The sequence below is a fragment of the uncultured Martelella sp. genome, from assembly GCF_963677965.2.
Classification (GTDB): Bacteria; Pseudomonadota; Alphaproteobacteria; order Rhizobiales; family Rhizobiaceae; genus Martelella; species Martelella mangrovi.
The window spans coordinates 2,205,552-2,231,825 of sequence record NZ_CAXXFM010000001.1; the positions used below are offsets into that span (position 1 = coordinate 2,205,552).

Here is a 26,274-nt window from a genome sequence, read left to right on the forward strand (position 1 = left end):
ACCATTGTTTAAGGCGCGGGCATCCCCTGTTCCTCAGTCGCTTCAGACATATATCAGCCTGTGCAGGCCGCTTGGGGCGTACCTGTACGGCGTGACAGGGATTGATTTGCGACGAGGTTTTGGCGATGCTAGCCGGAATATGGCATTTTCGTGTCCGGCTTTGTCGAGCCGTGCCGGCTCGCTGTATATGGCGGGTCAAAAGAGGAAGGAAATATGCGGGTCGGCAAACCCGCAAACGGACAAGGACCGTAATACAAGATGTTCAATAAAATCATGGTGCCTGTCGATCTTGCGCATGTAGATAAGCTGACACGCGCACTCAAGACGACGGCTGATATCGCCAAACTCTATAATGCATCTGTCGTTTATGTCGGTGTGACCTCTTCGCTTCCCGGAGCGCTCGGCCACAATCCCAAGGAATTCGAGGCGAAGCTCAAGGCCTTTGCCGAGAAACAGTCCGCCAGCCACGGTGTGACGTCTGAGTGCCGGACCGTCATCAGCCATGATCCGTCCGTCGACCTCGACCGGTCGCTTGCCCGGACCGTCAGCGAACTGGGGTGTGATCTGGTGGTGATGGCCACGCATGTGCCGAACCTGGCGGATCATTTCATGCATTCGCATGGCGGCCAGCTGGCCACCCATACCGACGTATCGGTGTTTCTGATCCGCGGCTGAGCATATATCGCCGTCCGCAAGGCGGTCTGGCGCAAATGTATTGAAAAACAAGGAGATTATTCATGTCCGACACGGGGATTCCCGAGCCAGAGGGCGAAACGGAGATTATCGATACCGATTATGAGATCGGTCAGGATAATATCACGACGAACATCGGTCCCTTCGGGCTGGATATCCACAACCCGGTCTTTCTGATCTCCGGTCTCGCCGTTGTCGCCTTCGTTCTGGCCACGCTGGCTTTCCAGGAGGAAGCCGCGACCATCTTCAACGGCATGCGGGACTGGCTGACATCGACCTTCGACTGGTTTTTCCTGGTTGCCGGTAACATCTTCGTATTGCTCGGCATTTATCTTATATTTTCACCTTACGGAAAAATCCGTCTCGGCGGCGCCGAGGCAACGCCGGACTATTCCTACGCCGGCTGGTTTGCGATGCTGTTTGCCGCCGGCATGGGTATCGGCCTGATGTTTTACGGCGTGTCCGAGCCGATTTCGCATTATACCGCGTCGGTTGCGCAAAATGCCGGAGCGCCTGAAAGCTGGGCTCCGCTTGGCGGTGCGCCGGGAAATCCGGCTGAAGCCAAAAGCCTGGCAATGGCATCGACCATCTTCCACTGGGCGCTTCACCCCTGGGCGATCTACGCGATTGTCGCGCTGGCGCTAGCACTGTTTTCCTATAACAAGGGTCTGCCGCTGGCCATGCGTTCGGTATTCTACCCGATCTTCGGCGAGCGTGTCTGGGGCTGGACCGGTCATATCATCGATATCCTGGCCGTGCTTGCCACGCTTTTCGGGCTTGCCACTTCGCTTGGTATCGGCGCCGAACAGGCAAATGCCGGTTTGAACCACATCTTCGGGCTTCCGGTGGATGATCTTTCGAAAGTCGTGTTGATCATATTTATCACCGGCATTGCGCTGGGATCGGTCGTTGCCGGTATGGATGCCGGCGTTCAGCGGCTTTCGATGATCAACATGGTGCTTGCAGGCATCCTGCTGCTGTTCGTCATTCTTGTTGGCCCGACGCTTTCCATTTTCGGAAGCCTGGCTTCGAACTTCGCTGATTATGCCCGCTACCTGCCGGAACTTGCCAACCCGTTCGGGCGAACCGACAAGAACTTCCTCGATGGCTGGACCTCGTTCTACTGGGCCTGGTGGATTTCCTGGTCGCCCTTTGTCGGCATGTTCATCGCGCGTGTTTCGCGTGGCCGCACCGTGCGCGAATTCATCACCTGTGTGCTGATCATCCCTTCGGTCGTTTCGATCGTCTGGATGACGGTGTTCGGCGATACGGCGATCCACGAGATTCTCGTGAACAATTACGAAGAACTCGGCAGTGCACCGCTCGACCTGAAACTGTTCGTGATGCTGGAAGCGTTGCCGCTTGCAACCATCACCTCGATCATCGGTATCGTTCTGGTCATCGTCTTCTTCGTGACCTCGTCGGACTCCGGCTCGATCGTGATTGACACCATCACGGCCGGCGGCAAGGTCGACGCACCCGTGCCGCAGCGCGTGTTCTGGGCAAGCTTCGAGGGACTGGTGGCCATTGCGCTTCTGCTTGGCGGCGGCCTGAAGGCGCTTCAGGCGATGGCGGTCTCGACGGGTTTCCCGTTCACGATCGTTCTGCTGCTGGCCTGTGTGGCCATCATCAAGGGGCTCAGAAGCGAACCGCGCTGACGTGACACCTGTTTAACCTTGTCCGGCGGCGGCCTTTCGGGGCCGCCGCTTTTTTGTGCCGGGTTTGGCGCTCCGACGACAACGGTCTGGTTTTCGCATGCGCTTTCCCGGAGCGTTTGTCGTCGCCTGAAGAAAGGAAGAATTTTTATCTCTCCAGTTGAAATCGCCACATCCATGCAGCCGATCACATCGTATTGTCACCATGCCCGAAATCCGGCGACATGTGATGTTGAGCTCAACTTCGAATGCGGCTTCGCCGTGCAACATTTGCCGGGTATAGTACGGTTGTGCGTAAAAACAGAATGACGCTAAACGACAGGGGAATGGATATATGGCGATCTTGTACAGACTGGCTCTTGCGGTTGCGACCTTGAGCGCCGGTACGGCGGCGGCACAGACCACACTGGATTTTTCGACGCCGTGGGGAGAAAACAATTTTCAGGCCAAGGCAGCGCGGGAATTTGCCAGATCTGTTGGCGAAGCCACTGACGGCAACGTGCAGATCAATGTCCTGAACGCCGGCGAGATCGGCGTATCCGGGTCGCAAAGCATGGCTGCCGTGGAAACCGGGATCGTGCAGATGGCCGATTTCCTCCTGTTCCAGCAGGCCGGTGAAGAGCGGCTGCTTGCCATCGATACGCTGCCCTATCTGATTCAGGGGCAGGAGGAGATGGCGGCATTTCTCGAAGTTGCATCCCCGGTGTTCGACGAGATCGCCGCCCGCCACAACCAGAAAATCCTGTACTATGTGCCCTGGCCGTCGCCGGGGCTTTTTTCGGAATTCGAGATATCAACCCCGGAAGATCTGCAAGGGCGCCGGATTCGTGCGTTTAATCCGGGCAGTTTTGAATTCCTGCGCCGGCTTGGCGCCGCGCCGCTGGAAATGCCGTGGGGCGATGTCGTTCCGGCCCTTGCCGCCGGAACGATTGACGGCGTTGCAACCTCAACCTCGTCCGGCGTGATCGGCAAGCTCTGGGACATGACGCCCTATTTCAGTCCGCTGCAATGGTCGACGTCGACCGATGTGGTCACCGTCAATCTCGATGCCTGGAATGCCCTGTCGGAGGATGACCGGGCCGCAATCGAAGGCGTTGCCGAAACGCTTGTCGCAAAGTTCTGGGCGCAGAGCGCAGCCGAGGATGCCGCCAATACCGAAATCCTCATTGAAAACGGTATCACTGTCCTGCCGCCGCAGGATTCTCTGAAAGCGGCGATGTACGAAGCGGGACGCGGGATGTGGGACACTTATATCGGGCGTATTCCGGCCGCCGAGCCGATTATCAGGGAATATGCCGCCGCGGTCGGAAAATAGGCAAGTGCCGTGCCGGCTCGTTTCATGATCGGCAGTTCGTATCACCTTTCGGCGGCGCGGCAGTGTGGTATATCGCTTCCGCCCTTTCTTAGAAAAAGCGCCTTGCGAGCAAGCCCGTAAGCCTCCCGTGTGCAGGAAATGCAATGGTTCGTGCCTTTCTCATCTTGACGGACTGGACCGCCAGAATTTCCCAGTTCGTTGCAATGCTCCTGCTTTATGGCTTTTGCGCCATGATGCTGGCGGAGGTTTTCAGCCGCAGTTTCCTGAGCCGCAGCCTTGCCTTCTCATGGGAGTATTCGGCCTTTGCGATGGGCGGGGTGTTTCTTCTGGGCCTTGGACCCGCGCTTCAGCACGGAACACAGGTGCGGGTCACGCTGCTGCTTTCGCGGGGGCCCCGTTTTCGCCGCGTCGTCGATATTGCCGCAACACTGGTCGGGCTTGTGCTTGCCTGTCTGCTGCTCAGGGCATTCTGGAACATTTTTCACACGTCGTTTTCAGGCGGGCTGCGTCAATCGAGCTATGTCAATACGCCGCTTGCCATTCCCCAGGCGGTTGCGGTTGTCGGTGCAGGTGAATTCGTGCTGGCGATGGCGGCAAGGCTTGTGCGGCTGGCGCTGAACATGGCGCCGGAAACCGGCAGGGAACACGCAGATGGTTGAAATCGGCGCGGTCACGCTGCTTCTCTTTGTTGTCCTGCTGCTCGGTTCCGTCTGGGTCGGCCTGTCGCTTTTCGGCGTTGGCTATATCCTGCTTGCGATCTACAAACCGAACATCCCGCTTGATGCCTATTCCGGCATGCTGATGTGGACAGCCGGCACAGCGCCGGAACTGCTGGCGCTGCCGCTTTTTGTTCTCATGAGTGAGATCCTCGTCATCGCGCGGCTCGGGCGCTCGCTGTTTTCCGGGCTTGCACCATGGATGAGCCGGCTCCCCGGTGGTCTTGTTCATGTGAATGTTGCCGGGTCCGCACTATTTGCCGCCGTTTCCGGGTCATCGGCGGCGACGACGGCAATTGTCGGGCAGGTCACGCTGCCGGAACTTCAGGGCCGCGGCTATGACCGGCGCTTGTCGATTGGATCGCTTGCCGGGGCGGGCACGCTTGGCTTTCTGATCCCGCCGTCGATCATCATGATCATCTACGGTGTGGTGTCCGAACAAAGCATCCTGCGCCTGTTTCTTGCCGGCGTCGTGCCGGGCCTGCTGCTGGCATGTCTCTACAGCCTGTATATTGCCGTGACCCACACGGTTTCGGGCGAACGCAGCACCGCAGAGCGCTTTTCCTGGAGTGACCGGTGGCGCGGCCTTGCCGATATCGCGCCGCTGCTGGCACTGATTGCCGGCGTCATGGGGGCGCTTTATTCCGGTCTGGCCAGCCCCACGGAACTGGCTTCGGTCGGTGTTCTCGGTGCCCTGTTGCTGGCCGCCGCGAGGCGGGAGCTGAGCCTTGCCAATCTCGCCACGGCAGGCACCAGGGCGGTTCGCACGAGCGCGATGATAGGGCTGATCCTGATCGGTGCCGCGCTCCTGAATGCCGCACTCGGTTTCCTCGGTCTTCCGCGCGCTGTGGCCGGCTGGATTGCCGCACTCGATCTTGCACCCTTTGCGCTGATTACCCTGCTGCTTTTGTTTTATGTCGTGATCGGCGTGTTTCTCGATGGCACCTCGATCATCGTGATGACATTGCCGATTACGTTGCCTATGGTTACATCCGCAGGTTTTGACCCGATTTGGTTTGGTGTTTTTGTTGTTGTTGCTGTAGAGATATCTCAGATAACGCCACCGGTCGGGTTTAACCTGTTTGTCATCCAGGCGCAGACCGGCGAAACGATGGGAAAACTCTTGCGTGCCGTGGCACCCTTTTTTCTCATTCTGGTCGCCTTCGCGTTATTGTTGGTGATTTTTCCACAGATTGTTCTATGGCTGCCGGGAAAGATGGAATGAGCGCACCGCGACACAAACAATTAACTCTTTCTTTGCGTGAGGAAATCACTTCGGGGCGCTGGAAAATCGGAGAACGCCTGCCGCCCGAGGTCGACTTTGCCGTTGAATGCGGTGTCAGCCGTACGACACTGCGGCGGGCACTCAGCGAGCTGGAATCCGAAGGCCTTGTCGCACGTCGCAAACGTGTCGGCACGGTCATCGCCTCGCAGACGCCACAGCAGCATTTTCGCATGGCGACCAACAGCCTGCCGGAATTGATGCGCGTTACGCGCGAAACGGTGCTTGAAGTCTGGACATCACGCCATGTGGCCAACCATTCCGATCCGGCGCTTGGCGGACGTGAAAGCGCGACCGGTTTCTGGCTCGAGGTAGTCGCTGTGCGCCGCATACCCGGAAGGCTCCGGCCGCTCAACTGGTCGCGCATGTTTGTTGCCGGGCCCTATGCCGGTGTCGAACCGTCGTTATCGCGTCACCGACTCGGCTCGGTCTATCGGCTCGTCGAGGAAATGTTCGACCGGCCGATTGTCCGGGTCAGCCAGACCACCAGCGCAATCGCCTGTCCCCAGGTAGCCGCCGATGCGATCGGCCTTTCGGAAGGGGCCCCGGCGCTCTGCATCGACGCCGATCTTTACAGCCACAATGGCGAACTGGTTGAAATCTCTCACGCCGTTTATGATCCGTCGCGTTTTCAGCTGCGCAATGATGTGCTGCTGAGATAAGGGCCGCGCCGTATCAGGGGCTTTCGATTTCCGTGATGATTGCTTTGACCGTCTCGCGGGCTTCAAGCAGACAGGCTTCGGCTTCATCCTGTTCCACCAGCCTGAACCGGAAGGGCTGGCCGCCCGGCATCTGCGCGATGCGCGGCAGGTCAGCGGAAATCACGGTTGCGATCTTGGGGTAGCCGCCGGTCGTCTGACGCTCTGCGGTCAGCACTGTCGCCGTGCCCGACCCCGGCACCTGGATCGAACCGGGCGGCGTGCCGTCTGAAACGATATCGTGGCCGCGTGCTGCGCTGAGGGCAGGGCCGAACAGCAGGCTTGCCATCCGGTCGCGGCGTATCGAAACCGCAAACGGTTCATTCAGAAACAGCGACCATGCGCGCGCGTCGAAATAATCATCCTGCGGGCCCGCAATCACGCGGATCGGGCCTGAAGCCCGGCGGAAGATCGACGTCATCCGTCGCGGCCAGAGCGTTGCAGACGGGCCAAGCTCAAGCTGATCGCCGACTTCAAGCGGACGGCCCTTGAAGCCGCCCATAGCGTTCCTGACATGTGTGGCGCGCGAGCCCAGCAGAACGGGTACGTCAATACCGCCGGAAAAGGCGATATAGCCCCACATCGCGCCACGGATCGCACCGACATCGAGGCGTTGTCCCGGTTTCAGGAGATGGCTTTCCCAGCAAGGCACGGGCCGCCCGTCAATCGACACCTGGGCCGCACCGCCGGTGACGGCGACAAGTGTGGGCTCGGAAACATTATAGCTGCCGCCGAACTGGGCGAATTCGAGCGCCGCAGCCTCGGTGTCATTGCCGACAAGGGTCTGCGCAATATCAAAGGCGTCTTCATCCATCGGTCCCGACGGTGAAACGCCTGCGGCAAGGTAGCCGGTGCGCGGTCTTGCCTGCACCGTGACCATCAATCCGGCTTTTGCAACTTCGAGCATCACCATGGCTGTTCACACTCCACGATGGGGTCACCGGCGGCAACGCGCCGGTCGAGTGCGGCAATAGCATCCGGCGAAACCGCACGGAAACGAATGAAATCGCCGGCCCGGAAAAACGCCGGATCGTTCCGTTCGGGGTCGAACAGTTTCACCGGGGTCCGGCCGATATAGCGCCAGCCGCTCGGCCCGGCGACGGAGTTGATCGCTGCCTGTGCTCCGCCGATGCCGACGGCGCCGGCCGGCACTTTCTGGCGCGGTTCCGTCAGCCGCGGCGTATGAAGCGCCTCCGGCAGGCCGCCGAGATAGGTGAAACCCGGGGCAAAGCCGATCATGAAGACACGGTATGTCGCGCCGGTATGAAGCGCGATCACCTCCTGCTGGCTCAAGCCTCTGGCCGCCGAGAGTTCGGCAAGATCGAGCGCATCGATGCCTTGATAGCAGACCGGAATGGTGAAATGGCGCGCCTGCGTCTCGTCAGGCTCGGCGCTGGCGTCCACGCGGTCTTTAAGCATCGTCATCAGGGCGCGGCCCGGCAAGATGGCGGGGTCGAAAAACACCAGCAGAGAGCGGTAGGTCGGCACGGTTTCGGTGATGCCTGCAACCGGATCGGCCTTCAGGTCGCGGTCAAGCGCAATCACGCGCGCGCTGACGGTTTCGTCGATCACATCTGCAAATTCTACTGTTACGGCCTGATCGCCGGCCGGTTTGATCTTCACCAACAGACTGTCCCGGATTGTACACTGTCCGCGCGGCGAAGCCATTCAGCCCGCCGCTGCGATCTATGACTATCAGGTCCCGGCGGTCTTGCGAAAGGCCTCAATTGCCTTACAGGCGACTTCCAACAGCGAAATGGGGTTTTATGACAGCAGGTGTGTTTACCCAGCAGCGTGGCGTTGAGGCCATCCACCGCAATGTCGCTTTCCCATGCAGGGCGGAAACGAAAAAGGGCGGCCCGAAGCCGCCTCTCAAACTGCTGACAAAGCTCGTCCCTCGTTCTTTCGTCATACCGGCCTTGAGCCGGTATCCAAGGCCACTTGTTGAGCGCTTCCAGAAAGAGTCTTTGCGCGCAAGGACTTGGCCCTTACGGGATTCCGGCTCAAGGCCGGAATGACGGCGGGGAAGGAGGCAAAACCGTGATTGCTTACAGGGGGTATCAACAAACCGAAGGGCGGCCCGAAGCCGCCCCTGGTTCCTGATGATCAGCCCGCCGCGCGGGTCTTTTCGAAGCGCTTGCGCTCGTTGGAATCGAGGTAGATTTTCCGAAGGCGGATCGATTTCGGGGTGACTTCCATCAGCTCGTCGTCCTGGATCCATGACAGCGCCCGGTCGAGCGTCATCTTGATCGGCGGCGTCAACTTGACGGCTTCGTCCTTGCCGGCGGAGCGGATATTGGTCAGCTGCTTGCCCTTCAGGACGTTGACCTCGAGATCGTTTTCGCGGGTATGGATGCCGACGATCATGCCGGCATAGACCTTGTCGCCCGGCTCGATGATCATCGGGCCGCGATCCTCGAGGTTGAACATCGCGTAGGCGACGGCCTCACCGGCCTGGTTGGAGAGTAGAACGCCCTGATTGCGGCCGCCGATCTCGCCCTTGAAGGGCTGGTAGTCGTGGAACAGTCGGTTCATGATCGCCGTGCCGCGGGTATCGGTCAGAAGCTCCGACTGGTAGCCGATCAGGCCGCGCGTCGGGGCGAAGAATACGAGGCGAACGCGATCGCCGCCGGACGGGCGAAGCTCGACCATCTCGCCCTTGCGCTCGGCCATCTTCTGCACGACGATGCCGGAATGCTCCTCATCGACGTCGATGACGACTTCCTCGAAGGGTTCCATCAGCTGGCCGGTTTCCGCGTCATTGTGCATGACGACGCGCGGACGCGAAACGGCGATCTCGAAACCCTCGCGGCGCATGGTCTCGATCAGCACGGCAAGCTGAAGCTCGCCACGACCGGAGACGTAGAAACTATCCTTGCCTTCGGCTTCTTCGATCTTCAGCGCCACATTGCCTTCGGCTTCCTTCATCAGGCGGTCGCGAATGACGCGGCTTGTGACCTTGTCGCCCTCGGTGCCGGCCAGCGGTGAGTCATTGACGATGAACGACATGGTGACCGTCGGCGGGTCGATCGGCTGGGCCTGAAGCGGTTCGGTCACGGCCGGGTCGCAGAAGGTGTCGGCAACCGTGCCCTTGGAAAGACCGGCAATGGCGATGATGTCGCCGGCCTGCGCTTCCTCGATCGGCTGGCGCTCGATGCCGCGGAAGGCGAGGATCTTGGAGACGCGGCCGGTCTCGACCGTCTTGCCATCCTGGGAGAGAACCTTGACCGGCTGGTTCGGCTTGATCGAACCCGAGAATACGCGGCCTGTGATGATGCGGCCGAGATAGGGATTGGCTTCCAGAAGGGTACCGATCATCTTGAACGGGCCTTCGGCGACCTTCGGCGCGGGCACATGATCCACGACGAGGTCGAGAAGCGGGCCAAGGCCCTCATCCTGCGGGCCCTCGGGCGATGTGTTCATCCAGCCGGCGCGGCCGGAACCATAGAGAATGTGGAAGTCGAGCTGCTCGTCGGTGGCGTCGAGGGCTGCGAACAGGTCGAAGACCTCGTTGACGACTTCTTCGGCGCGGGCGTCCGGGCGGTCGATCTTGTTGATGGCGACGATCGGCTTCAGGCCGACCTTCAGCGCCTTGCCGACCACGAACTTGGTCTGCGGCATCGGGCCTTCGGCGGCATCAACGAGAACGATCGCGCCGTCCACCATCGACAGGATACGCTCAACCTCGCCGCCGAAATCGGCGTGGCCGGGGGTGTCGACGATGTTGATGCGGGTGTCTTTCCACACAACCGAGGTCGCCTTGGCGAGAATGGTGATGCCGCGCTCTTTTTCGAGGTCGTTACTGTCCATCACGCGCTCGTCGACGCGCTGGTTTTCGCGGAATGCGCCGGACTGTTTCAGAAGTTCGTCGACAAGGGTCGTCTTGCCATGGTCAACGTGCGCGATGATCGCGATGTTGCGAAGTGCCATATCTTAAATCTCTGGGGCTGGGGCGCAGTCAAAGGTTTTGGGAGGAGCGCCCTGTAACTCTTGAGGGCGCTCTTACACATTTTTTGACGAAAACGAAAGAGAATGTTTTGTGGCGGGTGTGTCGGGCGTTGTCCGCCCTGTCGCAACGGAGCCGAATCCGTCAGCCTGACAGGCCCGGCTGGCAGGCGTCGAGACGGTGCGTCAGCAGGTCGTAGAGCGCGCCGCCGGTCTGGGGGCGGCCATTGCGGGACTTGAACGGCGCGCGGATCTTGTCTTCCGGCTTGAACACCGGCAGGTGGCCCTTGGGCGCGTCCTCGGGGGAAAACGACATGGCGTCATAGGTCAGCCATTCTCCATCCCTGCGCCAGCCGACGGCCTCGCCGAAGGCGACCAGCGTTTCCGGGGCCGATGACAGCAACACGCCATCCGGGGTGGTTTCCGGCAGGGCGTCCAGCACTTCGCGCTGGGCGGAAAGCCCGAATTTGCCGCCGGAGGCTTCGGCAAACAGCCGGTCCATATAGATGATGTCGGCGCAGGGAAGATTCTCGACGTCGTCCTTGCCGAGCCAGCCTTCATTGGTGCGGTTGGCAAGCACCAGCGTGATTTCCGAGGCCTCGGTGTTGGCGGCGCGGAAATCGCCTCTGGCGAGGTCTTCGCGCAGCTGTTCATAGCGGTGCGCGGGGTTATAGGCCGCCCGGCCCTGCAGAAAGGTGAGCGCGGAGATGACGACGATCGCGACAACGCCGCAGACGGCAACAAGGGTCTTGTTTTCAAGAAGCTTTTTCATCTGTTCTCTCCCTCACTCAAAGCCCAGCAGAAGGGCGCCCTGATAGAAGGCGAAGGAGATCAGCCACGCATAGACGAGCGACACGATCAGCGAGAAGATCATGAAGCCCCATGACCGGCTTTCCGCCTTCACGGTGGCGACCGTGGTCAGGCAGGGGGTGTAGAGCAGACAGAACAGACAGAACGAATAGGCCGCCGCCGGCGATACGGTCGTCGCGATCTGATGGGCGACGAGGCCGGACGACATGGCGTAGATGGTCGACAGCGAGCCGATCACCACCTCCTTGGCGATGAAACCGAAGATCAGCGCCAGCGTCAGATAGGCGTTGATGCCGATCGGGGCCATGACTGGCTGCAGCAGTTCGCCGAGCTGACCGCCCCAGGTGTCGAGGCCCGTGGCATTGGTCGGAAAATTGGTGAGGAACCACACGGCGACGGTGCCGATGATGATGAAATTGGTGGCCCGATGCAGGAATTCCCTAAGTTCGCCAAAGCCGCGCAGCCACACCTGCCTCAGCGTCGGCACCCGATAGGGCGGCAGTTCCAGCACGAAAGGCTCGGTGTTCTTGAACTGTTTGGAGCGGGAGAAGATGGCCGCCGCCAGAAATGCCGCTGCAAAGGAAATGACGTAAAAGGAAAACAGCACGAACGGCCCCTGAGAGGGCGGGAAGACGGCGGCGATGATGAACACGAACACCGCCAGCCGCGCCGAACAGAGCGAAAACGGGATGATCAGCATCGACAGCAGCCGAAGCGGTTGCGAGCGCATGACGCGGGTGCCCATCAGGGCCGGCACGTTGCAGCCGAAACCCATCATCTGCATCACGAAGGAGCGGCCGTCGAGGCCGATGCGGCGCATCCAGGTATCCATCAGATAGGCCGCGCGCGACAGATAACCGCTGTCCTCCACCGCCGCCATGCAGAAGAAGAACAGCATGATCAGCGGCACGAAGGAGGCAACGGTGGCCACGCCAAGCCAGATGCCGTTGATGACGAAATTCTGTAGCCAGCTCGGGCCGAGGCTGAGCACCGGTTCGAGAATCCGGTTCTGGATCCAGTCGGTGATAATGCCGACCCAGTCCTGCGAGGGCAGGCCGATGGTCCAGACGACGTAGAACACGAACAGCATGACCGCGAAAAACAGCGGTAGGCCGAAAACCGGATGCAGCAGGAAGCGGTCGAGCTTCTGGGTGATCGTCTGCGGCGGCACGTCGGGATAGACAACCGCGCCGGAAAGCGTTTCGGCCAGCGTCTCCTCGGTCATCAGCGTTTCGCGCAGCGCGTCGTAATCGGCATAGGCCGGCGGCGCGTTCTCGCGGACCTTCAGCATCTCATCGACGCTGGATATGGCCTCGGGGTAGCCCTCGCCATATTTGGCGCTGATCAGGTGGACCGGCATGCCGAGCCGGGCGGAAAGCGCTTCCGTGTCGATCTCAATGCCGTTCTTGCGGGCCTCGTCGACCATGTTGAGCATCACCACGGCGGGCAGGCCAAGCTGCCTGATCTGCAGGGGCATCAGGATCTGCCGGTCGATCTGGCTTGCATTCATGACGACGATCACGAGGTCGACCGGATAGGTTTTCAGAAAGTCGGCGACGACGGTCTCGTCTTCGGAAAAGCCTTCCAGATCGTAGATGCCGGGCAGGTCGACGAATTCCACATCGCGGCCGGAAAGCGTTACCCGTGCGTTGGAGAGCGACACCGTGATCCCCGGCCAGTTGCCGACATAGGCGCCGGCGCCGGTGATCCGGTTATAAAGCATCGACTTGCCGGTATTCGGCTGGCCGAGCATGGCAATGCGGGGGACGTCGTTGGCTTCAAGATTGGCCTGGGCGGGCGAACAGTGGCTCATAGCGGCTTCCAGATAGCTGACCGGACACGGCAATATCGCAGCCTGACCGGAGTGTTCGTCTATGGATACGCGCCGGGAAGGAAATCTCCGGCAACGTATATTCAGCGTCTGACCCTGTGCCCTTTGGACATCTTTGATATATCGCTGGCCTGCGCCCTTCAGGGCGCAGACCGGGTGCTGAGCTCCGTTTTCAGAGCTTGCGAACCTTGACGAGTGCGGCTTCCGCGCGGCGGATGGCGATCTCGGTCGCCTTTCCGGCGCGCACGACCAGTGGCCCGCCAAACCAGGCGCGCCGGACCATGGAAACCTGGTGGGTGCTGGAAAGGCCAAGGGCCCTCAGCCGCACCGAAAGTCCGTTTTCGAAATCGCCGGCCTCGACGATTTCGACAATGCCGCTTTCGCCGGGCTGAAGACTTTCAAGCGAGACGATCCGGCCTTCGCGCAGCGTCTCCATGGTCGGGTCGTTGCTCATTCGTGTCCCATGCCCGCGATTTCGCGATCGATGTAGTAATTGGCATGCGGGCCATCACCGATCAGGTCGATCTTGTCGAGGATGTCGCCGAAAAGGGTTTCTTCCTCCCGCTGTTCGCGCACGAACCACTGCAGGAATTCGAAGGTGGCGTGGTCGCCTTCCTCTTCGGCGCGCGTGGTGGCCGCATAGATGTTGCGGGTGACCTGTTTTTCGGTCTCCAGAATGGCTGCGAACAGCTCCCGCGGCGTTTCCGCCTTGATCTCGGGCGCTTCCATGCCGTCAATCTTTACGGGGAAGTCGAGGTCGAACAGATAGGCCAGGAAGCGGCGCATATGGTCGAGTTCCTCATTGGCATGGCCGAGAAGGAAGGTCTGGCAGCCGGACATGTTGCGCTGGTTGCACCATGCGGCAGCCTGAAAATAAAACCGTGCGGCTTCCATTTCGCCGTTCAGGAGCTCATTGAGCTGCGGTGCCATGGCACCGGCATTGGTTACGGTCATTGCATTTCCTTTCCTGTCCATCCGCTATTTCTATGGCACGCGGTATAATTGCATGCAAGATACTTAACTAAAATGGACAACATTTATTAAAGTGCTGTAATCGCGTCTGAAAACGGATAGTCACTTGATATGTGAGTTTTCATGAACGTTAGCTGAACATGACGTATATCAATTCCGGCTTTTATGCATGTGTTGCCATCCGGCAGACGCAGGAACCGGCTATCGTCCTCAAAAACGGACGAAAAAAGGCCGGACGCTGTTTCGCGTCCGTTTCAGTTTACTGACAACCCTATCCTTTTTACGGGCGTCATCCTCGGGCTTGACCCGAGGATCTAACCACCGCTCAGCACGAGCGGCGTTGGCGGTCCGTAATAGATTGTTTTGAATTGACTTTTTTTCAGATACGCTTGTCGCGCTCATGCGTGCTTAGACCCTCGGGTCAAGCCCGAGGGTGACGAGGGAGAGCGGGGCGAGCTTTGTCAGCAGTCCGAGGCTGGCCTTTGTGTGCTTCTCGGGCTGACGTGGGGAACTACATCACCGCGCCGACCTGCCAGGGAACGAACTCATTGTCGCCCAGACCCATTTCCTCCGACTTAGTTTTTTCGCCGGAGGCGGCCTTCAGAACATAATCGAGGATCTCCTCGCCCTTGTCCTGAATACTGACGCCATCGGAGAGGATATCGCCGCAATTGAGGTCCATGTCGTCGGGCATGGCGGCAAACAGCGCGGAATTGGTGGCCACCTTGATCGTCGGGGTCGGCTTGGAGCCGAAGGCGGAGCCACGGCCGGTGGTAAACACCAGCATCTGCGCGCCGCCTGCAATCTGCCCGGTGGCCGAGACCGGGTCGTAGCCGGGCGTGTCCATGAACAGAAGGCCCTTTTCGCGGATCTGTTCGCCGTATTCGAGAACATCCATCAGCGGCGTACTGCCGGCCTTGGCGACAGCGCCGAGCGATTTTTCAAGAATGGTGGTCAGACCGCCCTGCTTGTTGCCGGGCGAGGGGTTGTTGTCCATCGAGCCGTGATTGGCATCGGTGTACTCCTCCCACCACTTGATGCGGGTCAGCAGTTTCTGCGCCACGTCATCGCTGGCTGCACGGCGCAGCAAAAGCTGTTCTGCGCCATAGATTTCCGGGGTTTCGGAGAGAATGACCGTGCCGCCCATGCCGATCAGGCGGTCGGAAGCGATGCCGAGCGCCGGATTGGCGGTGATACCGGAAAATCCGTCGGAGCCGCCGCACTGAAGCGCAAGCTTCAGTTCCGAAGCAGGAATTTCGGTGCGGGTTACTTCATTGACCTGCGGCAGAAGTTCCTTGATGTGATCGACAATCTTGTCGATCGAGTGTTTCGTGCCGCCGTTTTCCTGAATGGTCATCTGGAAGAACCGGCTTTCATCCATCTCGCCATGGATTTCGCGCATGCGGGCCAGCTGCATCTGTTCGCAGCCGAGGCCGACGAACAGCGCCGCACCGGTATTGGGGTGTGTTGCATAGCCCCAGAGCACGCGCTGGAGATTGTCGAAGCCGGGGCCGGAAGAGGCCATGCCGCATCCCGTGCCATGGGCAAAGGCGGCAACGCCGTCGATATTCGGATAATTGTCGAGAATACCGGAGTGATTGATGATGTCGGCGGCCTTGCGGATGACCGTTGCCGAACAGTTCACGGTTCCGCAAATGGCAATATAGTTGCGGGTTCCAGCAGAGCCGTCCTGACGGCGGTATCCCATGAAGGTGCGGGGCTTGACCGCGGGAATAGCGGCTTTCGCGGCTTCAAGGTCCGCGCCGATTTCGTAGTCGCGACCGTGATCGCCGAAGGTGCAGTTATGCACATGCACATGCTCGCCGGCCTTGATGTCGCGGGCGGCATAACCGATGAGCTGGCCGAACTTGTAGATGGCGCCGCCTTCGGGAATGTCGGTATTGGCAATCTTGTGGCCGCGGGTGACCGGGGCTTCAAGCGGCACGCCGAAACCGAGCGGCGTATCGCCCTTGTCGGCGCGCACGGCCAGAATGGACACCGTGTCCTTGGGGTGGAGTTTGAGACAGTGGTCAGCCACGATAGATACCTCCGCACCGGATGAGCCCGGTTGAATTTCATGCAGGCAGGCGCCGCGCTGGCCGCGACGCCTGTGCTCTTTGGTTTATTGCACGACAGCTTCAGCCATCGCGCGTGCGCCCTTTTCGACAAGGCCCTCATAGGCGGCAACGAGGCCTTCCACGAAGTCCCTGTTGTCCTGCAGCGCCTTGGGGAAAACGTCGGAAACGCCAACCAGCGCTTCGACCTTTTCGCGCGGCGTTGCGCCGGCGTCGGAAAGCGCCTTGAGCTTGCCGGCGAGCGGGTCGCGCACATCGATCGGATTGCCGCGTTCATCGACGCCGCCGACGTAACGCATCCATGCGGCAATCGCGAGCGACAGGCCCGGGACCGGACGTCCGGCCTCGAGGTTTTCCTGCACCGTTTCGAGAATGCGCTGCGGCAGCTTCTGCGAGCCGTCCATGGCGATCTGCCAGGTCAGGTGGCGGATCGACGGGTTGGAATAGCGCTCGAACAGGGCGGCGGTGTATTCCTCAAGGCTGACGCCGGGTGGCGCATCGACGGCCGGAATGATTTCCTGTTCCCAGAGGAACTTGCAGTAGGCCGCAAACACCGTGTCGGACACCGTGTCGTAGATGGTTTCCTTGCCGGCCAGATAACCGAGATAGGAAATCGAGGAATGCGTGCCGTTGAGGCAGCGAAGCTTCATATGCTCGAACGGGGTCACGTCCTCGACAAGCTGCGCGCCGACCGCGCCGATATCGGGACGCTGGCCATCGACGAACTTGTCTTCGACAACCCATTGCCGGAAGGGCTCGTGCATCACCGGAACCGGATCGTAAACACCGGTCAGCTCGGCCACGCGCTCGATGTCTTCGGGCTTGGTGGCCGGCACGATGCGGTCGATCATGGTGCAGGGGAAGGTGACTTCCTTCTCGATCCAGGCGGCAAGCTCGGGATCGATCATGCCGGCCAGTTCGACGACGACGGCGTGGACGACATGGCCGTTGTTCGGCAGGTTGTCGGAGCTCATCATCGTGAACGGGCGGATGCCGGCCTTGCGGCGGCGGTCAAGCGCACGCACGATGTAACCGATGGCCGATTTCGGCTTGTTCGGGTCCTTCAGGTCTTCAACGATGAACGGGTGTTCGCGGTTGAGCTTGCCCGTTGACGGGAAGTGGCAATAGCCCTTTTCAGTGACCGTCGAGGTGACGATCCTGATCTTCGGATCGGCCATCAGGGCAAGAACGGCTTCCGGGTCTTCCGGCGCGTCAAGCACGTCGTTCAGAACCGGGATCACCTGCGGCTCGATCCCGTTGGGCGCGAGCGATACGGCGGTATAGGCAAAGCCCTGCGGCTCGAAGATTTCGCGCTGCTTGGGCGGCGTCATCAGATTGACGCCGACAATGCCCCAGTCTCCACCGGATTTTTGCATTGCTTCATAAATATAGATTGCGCCATGGGAGCGATAAAACGCTCCCAGGCCCAGATGCACAATCCCCGAGCCCGGACGCGGTGCGTCCGGACGTTTCAACCGGGGAAGGCTTTCGGCTTTAGCGGGCAAGCCACCCTCCATCGACATTAAGGATCGCCCCGTTGATGTAATCGGACGCGGGCGAAGCAAGAAAGACGGCAGTGCCGCCCAGGTCTGCCGGGTCGCCCCAGCGATTGGCCGGAATCCGGCCAAGAATTTCCGCAGAGCGCTTTTCGTCGGCGCGCAGTGCGGCAGTGTTGTTGGTGGCGATATAGCCGGGGGCAATTGCGTTCGCATTGATACCCTTGGCCGCCCACTCATTGCACATCAGCTTGGTGATGCCGGCCACACCGCTTTTCGAGGCGGTGTAGGAGGGAATGCGAATGCCGCCCTGGAATGACAGCATCGAGGCAATGTTGATGATCTTGCCGGTGCCGCCGCGCTCAAGAACCTTCTTGGCGAAGCCCTGGCAGGCGAAGAACACCGCCTTGACGTTCATGTCCATGACATCGTCCCAATCCTTCTCGGAGAAGTCGACGGCGTCTTCGCGGCGGATGAGGCCCGCATTGTTGACCAGAATATCGATCGGCTTGTCATAGGCCTCGATAAATTTTTTGCCATTCATCGGGTCGGAAAGATCGAGGATTTCGCTGACGGCCTTGCCGCCAGCGTCCTTGATGATCTTCACCGTCTCATCGCTGTCCTGATGGCTGGTGCACAGAACCTCCGCACCGGCTGCGCCAAGGGCAATTGCAATGCCCTGGCCGATACCGGTGTTGGCGCCTGTCACCAGCGCGCGCTTGCCTTCAAGAGAGAAAGAAATAGCCATTATTTCAGCGTCTCCATGGATACCATTTCGACATCCTTGTAGTTGACGTTGTCGCCGGCCATGGCCCAGATGAAGGTATAGTTGGAGGTGCCTGCGCCGCAATGGATCGACCAGGGCGGAGAGATGGCTCCTTCCTCGTTCTTCAGAACCAGGTGGCGGGTTTCATCCGGCTCGCCCATCATGTGGAACACGCGAGCTTCTTCATCGAGGTCGATGTAGAGATAGGCTTCCATGCGGCGGTCGTGGACGTGGGCCGGCATGGTGTTCCAGATCGAACCCTTCTGCAGCTTGGTCATGCCGACAACGAGCTGGCAGGACTTCATCACATCGGGATGGACAAACTGGTAGATGGTGCGCTCGTTGCAGTTTTCGGCAGCGCCCAGCGTGACGTTTGCCGCTTCGGCAATCTTGATCAGGCGCGACGGGTAGGTCTGGTGCGCCGGCGCGGAGAGAATGTAGAAACGGCCTTCACCGGAAAACGTGATCTTGCCCGCACCCATGCCGAGATAGAGCATGTCGCCGTGGACCATGTCATATTCGGCATCGCAGGTGACCTTGCCCGGACCGCCGAGCTTCACGATGGTCATTTCACGGCGGTCGAGGACCGAATCCGTGCCGCAGGGGGCGACATGGTCGAGTTCCAGCGGGCCGTTTGCCGGGCAGGCGCCGCCGACGATCATGCGGTCGTAATGGGTGTAGATCAGGTTGATTTCGCCGGGGACGAACAGATTGCTGGTCTGAAAGTGTTCGCGCAGTTCGCTTGTATCGAACGTACTCGCCGTGACCGGATCGATCGCATGGCGAATTTCAATATTCAGCATTGTTTTCTCCTTCACTTATTAAAAATGCTTCACGCTTGGGACGTGAATGCGTCGGTCATCGTGCCCTTTTGAATGCCTCTCTCGGGCTCAAGGCCTTGGCCTTGCGATGACACCCCCGCCGGTTGCGGCGAGGGCGGATTTCAGGACCGTTTTGCCGGTCAGCCGTTTGTCCTAGTGGAACAGAGACGGCAGGAAGAGGGTAAGCGCCGGAATGTAGGTGACCAGCAACAGGGTGAAGACGGCCGCAAAATAGAACGGCCAGATGGTTCTGATGGCCTGGGTCACCGGTATCTTGCCGACCGCGCAGCCGACGAACAGAACCGATCCCACCGGTGGTGTGCATAGCCCGATCCCCAGATTCAGGATCATGATGACGCCGAACTGAACCGGATCGACCCCGAATGCGGTGGCAACCGGCAGGAAGATCGGCGTGGTGATCACGATCAACGGCGACATGTCCATGAAGGTTCCAAGGATCAAGAGCGCCACATTGATCAGCAGCATGATGATGATCGGGTTTTCCGAAACCGTCTGCATGAAGGCGACGATATTGGCGGGAACCCTCAGATAGGCCAGCAGCCAGCCGAAGCAGGCGGCAGAGCCGATGACCAGCAGCACCATCGCCGTGGTCTTGACGGCCCCGACGGTGACATCGACGAAGGTCTTGAAGTCCATCGTCTTGTAGAGGAACACCGTGCAGGCCAACGCGTAGACAACGGCGATATCCGAGCTTTCCGAAGCGGTGAATATGCCCGAGCGGACACCGCCGAAGATGATCGCAATCAGGATCAGCCCGGGAATGGCGTCGACAAACAGGGCGCCGGCGATTTTCGCACCGGGGAATTTCTCCGTCGGATAGCCGCGCCGTTTGGCAACGAACCAGGCCGCCGCCATCAGCGAGAGCGCCAGAACGATGCCGGGAATGATGCCGGCGGTGAACAGATCGGCAATCGAGATACGGCCGCCGCCGGAAATCGAATAGATGATCAGGTTGTGCGACGGCGGCAGCATCAGGGCAATCATGGCGGCCGTCACGGTGATGTTCACCGCATAGTCGGCGTCATAGCCGCGTTCCTTCATCTGCGGCACCATCAGGCCGCCAATGGCCGACGCGTCTGCCGCAGCCGAGCCGGAAATCCCGCCGAACAACACGGAAGCGGCGATATTGACCTGACCGAGACCGCCACGGAAATGGCCGACGGCCGCGCCCGCAAGCGCCACGAGGCGTCTGGCGATGCCGCCGCGCACCATGATTTCACCGGCATAGATGAAGAACGGGATCGCCATCAGCGCAAACACCGAAACGCCGGAATTCAGGCGCTGGAAGACGATCAGCGGCGGCAGGCCGAGATAGATGATTGTGGCAAAGGATGAGATGCCGAGGCAAAAGGCAACCGGGGTCCCGATGAAGAGCAGGACAGCGAAGGTGCCGAAAAGGACGACGAGTTCCATGGTTCCTACTCCTCCTCAAACAGGTCTGTTTCGCCGAAACGGGCCGTGGGAAGGCCGGCCGCGCGGCGCGCGATGCGTTCAAGCGAGAAGACGATCATCAGAAAACCGCCGGACACCAGCGACAGGAAGGCGACGCCATCCGGAATGCCGAGCGAGGGCATCGTTGCCTCCCAGGTGCCTTCGACAAGCTGCCAGCCATAAACGACCATGCCGACCGAAAACCCGACGACGCAGATGTCCGAAATGGTGAAAAAAATCAGCTTCAGCCAGCGCGGGATGACATGGATCAGAATATCGAAACTTAAGTGATAACCTTCGCGAATGCCGACGGCAGCGCCGAGAAAGATGAACCAGCCCATCAGCAGGATCGATGTCTGCTCGGTCCAGATCGGTGTTGAATTGAGAACGTAGCGGCCAAAAACCTGCCAGGCGATAAAAGCCGTCATCAGGGCAAGCCCGACGGCAGCCCCCCAAAGCGCGATCCGGGCAATGACACCCAGGCCCAGCGCTATCGATTTCATTATGTCTTGCACTTTTTCAACTCCCCCAAGGAGAAGAACGCGGCGGCGAAATGCCGCCGCATCCGTAATGTGCTTACTGAACGGCCTGTACCCGTTTCACCATGTCCTTCAGCTTTTCGCTGGTGACATGCTTTTCATAGACGGGGCCCATGGCTTCAATGAACGGCGTCTTGTCGATGTCGGTGATGACCTCGACGCCTGCCTCGCGCACGATCTTTTCGGATTCGGCTTCGCGTTCAGCCCATTTCTCACGCTGATATTCGACCGATGCCTTGGCCGTGTCGCGGACGCATTGCTGGTCCTCGGGTGTCAGCTTGTCCCAGGTCGCTTTCGACATCACCAGCACTTCCGGCACGATCAGGTGCTGGTCGAGCGTGTAATAGGGGGCGACATCGTAGTGGCTGGAGCTTTCGAATGACGGCCAGTTGTTTTCCGCACCGTCGATAACGCCGGTCTGGATCGAGGAATAGACTTCGCCATAGGGCATCGGCGTGGCATTGGCGCCAAGCGCGTTGACCATGTCGACGAAGATGTCGGACTGCATCACGCGGAATTTCATGCCGTCGAGATCATCGATCGAGGTGATCGGTTTTTCGCGATTGTAGAAGGAGCGCGAACCGCCGTCGTAGAAGGCCAGCCCAACAAGGCCGTAGGGTTCGAAGGCGGCCAGGATTTCATCGCCGATCTCGCCGTCCATCACATGATGCATGTGGTCGGTGGAGCGGAAGATGTAGGGCAGCGACGGGATCTGTGTTTCCTCGATCAGGCCGTTGAACGGCCCGAGGCTCACCCGCAGCATATCGATCACGCCGAAACGGGTCTGTTCGATCGTGTCCTTTTCCTCGCCAAGCTGGGCACTGTCATAGACTTCGATGCCGATCTTGCCACCGGTGCACTCTTCGAGCTGCTCTCCCATATACTGGACGGCAACCACCGTCGGATAGCCGGCCGGATGCGTATCCGACGAGCGCAATGTCATTTCGGCAGCCTGTGCCGATACAGCGCCTGTCGCGATGATCGCGACAGTTGCAATTCCCATTCCCAGTTCTTTCAAGCTTTTCATAAGGTCCTCTCCCTGCTTGAAAATGGCTGTAGCTAGCTACAGCCTGTATGCGCGCTTGACCAGATTGTAGGTCAAGTCACGCGCGACTTCGGGCGCCTCATCTTCATCGAGGCGACCAGTGGCGACCAAGGTCGCCAGAAATGCGCAGTCGACGCGGCGAGCGACATCGTGACGTGCGGGGATCGAGCAGAATGCCCGCGTGTCATCGTTGAAGCCGACCGTGTTGTAGAAGCCTGCCGTTTCCGTGACCATTTCACGGTAGCGGCGCATGCCCTCGGGGCTGTCGTGGAACCACCATGCGGGACCAAGCCTCAGTGCCGGATAAACGCCGGCAAGCGGGGCCAGCTCGCGCGAATAGGCGGTTTCGTCGAGGGTGAACAGAACGATCGTCAGGTCCGGTTCCATGCCGACGGCATTCAGGAGCGGACGCAGCGCATCGACATAATTGGTCTGCGAGGGGATATCGAAGCCCTTGTCGCGGCCGTGACGGGCCATGACTTCGGCCGAATGGTTGCGGGTCGAACCCGGATGGATCTGCAGCACCAACCCGTCCTCGACGCTCATGCGGCCCATTTCCGTCAGCATATGGCCACGGAAGGCATCGGCTTCCTCGGCCGTGCATTCGCCCTTCAGCGCCTTGGCGAACAGGGCTGCGGCCTCCGCCTTCGGCAGGTCTTCGGTGCGGGCTGTGGGGTGGCCATGGTCGGTCGAGGTCGCGCCATACTGTTTGAAGAAAGCGCGGCGAACGCGGTGGGCTTCGAGATAGTTGTCGAAATTTGTGGTGTCGAGACCGGTGATTTCACCGAACTTTGCGACGTTTTCGGCAAAGCCCTCGAAATCGGGGTCGACAACCGGGTCCGGGCGATAGGCGGTGACGACCTTGCCGCCGGTCCAGCCGGAATCGCGGATCATCGCGTGCCATTTCAGGTCATCGAGCGGGCTTTCCGTGGTCGCGATCACTTCGATGTTGAAGCGCTCGAACAACGCGCGCGGACGGAATTCCGGCTTCTGCAGGCATTCACCGATATGGTCGTAGAATTCATCTGCGGTGTCGGGGCCGAAACGCTTGGTCAGGCCGAAGACGTGCTCGAAGGAGTGTTCCAGCCAGCCGCGGCTCGGTGTGCCGCGCAGCAGGTAGAAGTTTTCGGCAAACAGGCGCCAGATCTTGCGGCTGTCGGTTTCCGTCTCGCCGCCGTCAACGCGCGGGACACCCAGATCGGTCAGCTTGACGCCCTGCGAGCAGAGCATGCGAAAGACATAATGATCGGGAACCACGAACAGCTTGGCCGGGTCCGGGAAAGGTTCGTTTTCCGCATACCAGCGCGGATCGGTGTGGCCGTGGGGGCTGACGATGGGAAGCGTGCTGATTTCGTTGTAGAGTGCGCGGGCGAGATCCCGCGTCTTCGGTTCTGTCGGAAAGAGCCGGTCCTTGTTGAGCATGTCGTAGCCTCCCGCTCGCATTCTGAAATGTCGGTAGAAAATGCGCGATTGCATTTCTCTCGAAAACTAATATGTTAGTATGCGAAACCTGTCAATGGAGGAATGGATGGTCGGAAAATTAGATATCGGTACGTTGGAGCAGGCGCGCCAGCCCACCGTGACCGACCTGGTTTATGATCACCTTTACCGGCAGGTTATCGAGAACGAATTGCCGCCGGGGTCGAAACTATCAGAAGTCGAGGTCGCCCGCATCCTCGGAGTGTCGCGTCAGCCCGTACGTGATGCTTTTTACAGGCTGTCGCAGCAGGGTTTCCTGCTCGTGCGGCCGCAACGGGCGACGCTTGTGACCCATATTTCCAAACGCGCCGTCATGCAGGCTCACTTTATTCGCAGCGCTCTTGAACTTGCAACAGTCAGGGCGGCGGCGGCCGGTTGCAGCAAGGATGATACCGCCGCACTCCGCGCCAGCCTGGCCAAGCAGGAGGCCGCCATCAGCGATGGAGACAAGACCGGTTTCCACGTTCTCGATGACGCCTTCCACAAGCAGATTTGCGAGCTTTCCGGCCATGGTGACGCCTGGTCATTGATCCGCGACCACAAGGCGCATATGGACCGTGTACGGTATCTCAGTCTGTCGTTTGGCGCGGAAAGCGCGCTGAATGAACATACCGTGATACTGGATGCAATCGAGGCGCATGATGAGGACGCGGCCGTTGAGGCCATGCGAAGCCATCTGGCGCAGATTGCCAAGATCGTCGAGCGTATCAACGTCTCGCATCCGGCCTTTTTCGAAATGGAAGACGAATGAAAAACCTGCCCAGAAAAATCCTGTGTGTCGGCGAGTGCATGGTCGAAATGGCCCCGCGCGAAGACGGCGCCTATACGCGCGGCTTTGCCGGCGATACGTTCAACTCCGCCTGGTATCTCGCCCGCCAGCTGCCGGATGATTTTACGGTCGATTATTTTACCGGCGCGGGCACCGATACGGTTTCCGACGAGATGCTGGCCTTCATGAACGAGGCAGGCGTGGGAACCGCCTCCATTCGCCGGATCGAAGAGCGCACCGTCGGGCTTTACATGATTGCGCTGAAAAACGGCGAGCGCAGCTTTTCCTACTGGCGCGGCCAGTCGGCTGCAAAGCTTCTGGCAGAAGACCCAGAGGCGCTCGCACAAGCGCTGGCGGGCAAGGGGCTTGTGCTGTTTTCCGGCATTACCATGGCTGTGGTCAATGAAGAGCATCGCGCAACGCTTCTGAAAAAGCTTGCCGAAGCGCGCGCCGCTGGCACCGTCATCGCCTTTGATCCGAACATGCGCGCCCGGCTCTGGCCCTCGCGCGATGTCATGGCTGAAACCATCATGCAGGCCGCTGCCGTCAGCGATATCGTTCTGCCGTCCTTTGACGAGGACGGTGCGGTGTTCGGCGACGAAAACCCGCAGGCAACGATTGCGCGTTACCGCGCAGCGGGCGTGAAAACGGTGATTGTGAAGAGCGGCCCCGACACGATCTTTGCCGAGGACGAAGAGGAAGGCCCGGTGACCTTCAAGCCGACGCCGTCGGACAATGTCGTGGACACCACCGCTGCCGGCGACAGTTTCAACGCCGGCCTGATTTCCGCACTGATGACCGGCGCGCCGCTGGTTGAGGCGCTTGCCAAAGGCTCTGCCCTTTCCGCCCGCGTCATCGGCGCGCGCGGTGCGCTTGTCGACGTCTGATCCGCTCTACTCCTGCGGACTGAGCAACGGGAAGACGGCCATGCCGTCTTCCTCTCCGCGCGGATAGGCGCCTTCCTGGTGGCGTTTGTTCAGCAGTTTGTAGCCGGCCGGGCTGACGCCGATATAGCGTTTGAACATCCGTGAGAAATAATAGCTGTCGTCATAACCGACAAAGGCGGAGGCCTGTTTGACGGTCTGGCCGCTGGCAAGCACCGCCATGGCCCGCTCCATCCGCTTGAATTCCTGATATTTCGGCGGCGTGAGGCCGACCTGTTTCTTGAATTCGCGCCGGAAATAATCCTGATTGTAGGGGATCGAGCCGAGCACGCGGTCAACCGTGTCCGGGCTCAGCGGATCGGCCGCAATCTGCGAGGCGGCAACCATGACGGAAAGCGAGAGGCTGTCGGGGTTGTTGACCGCGACATCCTGTTGCGGGCGCCAGCGGATAAAGGCCGCCTCGATGAACTCGATCAGCAGCACCATGAACAGGTGATGCTGGGCGAAGGTGGTCGAGGACAGCGGTGCGGTTTCGCGGTAGTGGCGGGCCAGCGGCGCAATCATCTCCCAGCGCGGCAGGTCGACCCACAGCCGGCAGTCCATCTGTTCGAACAGATCCATCCGCGCGAAGACCTCGGCACGGAAATGCTGCGCCACGCCGGTATAAAGCTCTTCGGAGGTGGAGCGCCCGATGAAACGCTCGCCGGCCGGAATCAGCAGGGCGCGGCCCGGTTTCATCGCAAAGGTCTCGCCGGCGACCTCGTATTCGGCCTGTCCGGTCAGACAGATGACGAGGTCATGGACCTTGTTGACCTTGTCCGCCGTCCATGTCGATGTGTGCAACATTCTGATGGTCGAGCGGGTCAATGTCAGATTGAGCGCATTCACCGCAAGGCCGTCCAGAACTCCACCTTCGATTTTCTCCATCCTTTTGTCCGAAACCCTCTATTCCAAATCAGCTTGCAACCATGATTATGAACACTGGAAACGCTGAAATAAAGGCGTATTACTTTAAAAACCATCTGGGAGGA

24 protein-coding genes are annotated in these 26,274 nt (G+C 59.9%); 8 read left to right on the top strand and 16 right to left on the bottom strand.

Going from position 1 to position 26,274, the window contains the following annotated elements; all coding sequences use genetic code 11:
* The first annotated feature begins 258 nt into the window (after positions 1–258).
* The 6 genes from ACHZCU_RS10325 to ACHZCU_RS10350 all read left to right on the top strand — a co-directional run bounded on the left by ACHZCU_RS10325 (position 259) and on the right by ACHZCU_RS10350 (position 6,323).
* Positions 259–675 carry a universal stress protein gene (locus ACHZCU_RS10325; RefSeq protein ID WP_181190819.1) on the top strand — a complete coding sequence of 139 codons (417 nt, stop codon included), beginning with the start codon at positions 259–261 and terminating at the stop codon, positions 673–675.
* Between the two features lie 62 nt (positions 676–737).
* Positions 738–2,351: a BCCT family transporter gene (locus ACHZCU_RS10330; protein WP_106309534.1), complete on the top strand. Its 1,614-nt coding sequence runs from the start codon at positions 738–740 to the stop codon at positions 2,349–2,351.
* A 331-nt stretch (positions 2,352–2,682) separates the two neighbouring features.
* Positions 2,683–3,663 carry a TRAP transporter substrate-binding protein gene (locus tag ACHZCU_RS10335; RefSeq protein ID WP_319518715.1) on the top strand — a complete coding sequence of 327 codons (981 nt, stop codon included), beginning with the start codon at positions 2,683–2,685 and terminating at the stop codon, positions 3,661–3,663.
* A gap of 143 nt (positions 3,664–3,806) precedes the next feature.
* A complete protein-coding gene (locus ACHZCU_RS10340) occupies positions 3,807–4,322 on the top strand; it encodes a TRAP transporter small permease (protein WP_319518716.1) in 516 nt (171 codons plus the stop codon).
* Entirely contained in the window at positions 4,315–5,604 is a 1,290-nt protein-coding gene (locus ACHZCU_RS10345; protein WP_319518717.1) for a TRAP transporter large permease, read from the top strand. The genes ACHZCU_RS10340 and ACHZCU_RS10345 overlap by 8 nt, the downstream gene beginning before the upstream one ends.
* Positions 5,601–6,323, top strand: coding sequence for a GntR family transcriptional regulator (locus tag ACHZCU_RS10350; RefSeq protein WP_319518718.1), 723 nt, complete (start codon positions 5,601–5,603; stop codon positions 6,321–6,323). The genes ACHZCU_RS10345 and ACHZCU_RS10350 overlap by 4 nt, the downstream gene beginning before the upstream one ends.
* Before the next feature lie 13 nt (positions 6,324–6,336).
* Here the strand turns inward: ACHZCU_RS10350 and ACHZCU_RS10355 are convergent, their stop codons facing one another.
* From ACHZCU_RS10355 to uxaC, 15 genes are all read right to left on the bottom strand, one after another.
* Positions 6,337–7,272: a biotin-dependent carboxyltransferase family protein gene (locus tag ACHZCU_RS10355; protein ID WP_319518719.1), complete on the bottom strand. Its 936-nt coding sequence runs from the start codon at positions 7,270–7,272 to the stop codon at positions 6,337–6,339.
* On the bottom strand, positions 7,266–7,982 hold the full coding sequence (gene pxpB, locus ACHZCU_RS10360; RefSeq protein WP_319519779.1) for a 5-oxoprolinase subunit PxpB: 717 nt from the start codon (positions 7,980–7,982) through the stop codon (positions 7,266–7,268). Before pxpB ends, ACHZCU_RS10355 begins: the two co-directional genes overlap by 7 nt.
* Positions 7,983–8,465: 483 nt before the next feature.
* Positions 8,466–10,289 (bottom strand): translational GTPase TypA, encoded by a 1,824-nt coding sequence (gene typA, locus ACHZCU_RS10365; protein WP_106309556.1) that lies wholly within the window; start codon positions 10,287–10,289, stop codon positions 8,466–8,468.
* A gap of 160 nt (positions 10,290–10,449) precedes the next feature.
* Complete coding sequence (locus tag ACHZCU_RS10370; protein WP_319518720.1) at positions 10,450–11,076, bottom strand: GUN4 domain-containing protein; 627 nt, start codon at positions 11,074–11,076, stop codon at positions 10,450–10,452.
* 12 nt (positions 11,077–11,088) lie between these two features.
* Positions 11,089–12,927, bottom strand: a complete 1,839-nt coding sequence (gene feoB, locus ACHZCU_RS10375; protein WP_319518721.1) for a ferrous iron transport protein B — start codon at positions 12,925–12,927, stop codon at positions 11,089–11,091.
* Positions 12,928–13,117: 190 nt separating this feature from the next.
* The gene (locus ACHZCU_RS10380; protein ID WP_106309565.1) at positions 13,118–13,399 is read right to left on the bottom strand and encodes a ferrous iron transport protein A; all 282 of its coding nucleotides are present in this window, start codon (positions 13,397–13,399) and stop codon (positions 13,118–13,120) included.
* Complete coding sequence (locus tag ACHZCU_RS10385) at positions 13,396–13,899, bottom strand: ferritin (RefSeq protein ID WP_319518722.1); 504 nt, start codon at positions 13,897–13,899, stop codon at positions 13,396–13,398. Before ACHZCU_RS10385 ends, ACHZCU_RS10380 begins: the two co-directional genes overlap by 4 nt.
* Positions 13,900–14,428: 529 nt before the next feature.
* The gene (locus tag ACHZCU_RS10390) at positions 14,429–15,958 is read right to left on the bottom strand and encodes a UxaA family hydrolase (protein WP_394706107.1); all 1,530 of its coding nucleotides are present in this window, start codon (positions 15,956–15,958) and stop codon (positions 14,429–14,431) included.
* 81 nt (positions 15,959–16,039) lie between these two features.
* Positions 16,040–17,497, bottom strand: coding sequence for a mannitol dehydrogenase family protein (locus ACHZCU_RS10395; protein ID WP_319518724.1), 1,458 nt, complete (start codon positions 17,495–17,497; stop codon positions 16,040–16,042).
* Complete coding sequence (gene kduD, locus ACHZCU_RS10400; RefSeq protein ID WP_319518725.1) at positions 17,487–18,236, bottom strand: 2-dehydro-3-deoxy-D-gluconate 5-dehydrogenase KduD; 750 nt, start codon at positions 18,234–18,236, stop codon at positions 17,487–17,489. The genes ACHZCU_RS10395 and kduD overlap by 11 nt, the downstream gene beginning before the upstream one ends.
* The gene (gene kduI / locus ACHZCU_RS10405; RefSeq protein WP_106309576.1) at positions 18,236–19,057 is read right to left on the bottom strand and encodes a 5-dehydro-4-deoxy-D-glucuronate isomerase; all 822 of its coding nucleotides are present in this window, start codon (positions 19,055–19,057) and stop codon (positions 18,236–18,238) included. The genes kduD and kduI overlap by 1 nt, the downstream gene beginning before the upstream one ends.
* A 171-nt stretch (positions 19,058–19,228) precedes the next feature.
* Positions 19,229–20,509, bottom strand: coding sequence for a TRAP transporter large permease (locus ACHZCU_RS10410; RefSeq protein ID WP_106309578.1), 1,281 nt, complete (start codon positions 20,507–20,509; stop codon positions 19,229–19,231).
* A gap of 5 nt (positions 20,510–20,514) precedes the next feature.
* Positions 20,515–21,042: a TRAP transporter small permease gene (locus tag ACHZCU_RS10415; protein WP_106309581.1), complete on the bottom strand. Its 528-nt coding sequence runs from the start codon at positions 21,040–21,042 to the stop codon at positions 20,515–20,517.
* A gap of 61 nt (positions 21,043–21,103) precedes the next feature.
* Positions 21,104–22,093, bottom strand: a complete 990-nt coding sequence (locus ACHZCU_RS10420) for a TRAP transporter substrate-binding protein (RefSeq protein WP_319518726.1) — start codon at positions 22,091–22,093, stop codon at positions 21,104–21,106.
* A gap of 36 nt (positions 22,094–22,129) precedes the next feature.
* Positions 22,130–23,533, bottom strand: coding sequence for a glucuronate isomerase (gene uxaC / locus ACHZCU_RS10425; protein ID WP_319518727.1), 1,404 nt, complete (start codon positions 23,531–23,533; stop codon positions 22,130–22,132).
* Between the two features lie 106 nt (positions 23,534–23,639).
* Here uxaC and ACHZCU_RS10430 point away from each other — a divergent pair, with 106 nt between their 5' ends.
* Complete coding sequence (locus ACHZCU_RS10430; RefSeq protein ID WP_106309896.1) at positions 23,640–24,341, top strand: GntR family transcriptional regulator; 702 nt, start codon at positions 23,640–23,642, stop codon at positions 24,339–24,341.
* Positions 24,338–25,246, top strand: a complete 909-nt coding sequence (locus ACHZCU_RS10435; protein ID WP_319518728.1) for a sugar kinase — start codon at positions 24,338–24,340, stop codon at positions 25,244–25,246. Before ACHZCU_RS10430 ends, ACHZCU_RS10435 begins: the two co-directional genes overlap by 4 nt.
* A gap of 6 nt (positions 25,247–25,252) precedes the next feature.
* Here ACHZCU_RS10435 and ACHZCU_RS10440 read toward each other — a convergent pair whose 3' ends face one another.
* Positions 25,253–26,170, bottom strand: coding sequence for a helix-turn-helix domain-containing protein (locus tag ACHZCU_RS10440; RefSeq protein WP_106309593.1), 918 nt, complete (start codon positions 26,168–26,170; stop codon positions 25,253–25,255).
* Between the last annotated feature and the right edge of the window lie 104 nt (positions 26,171–26,274).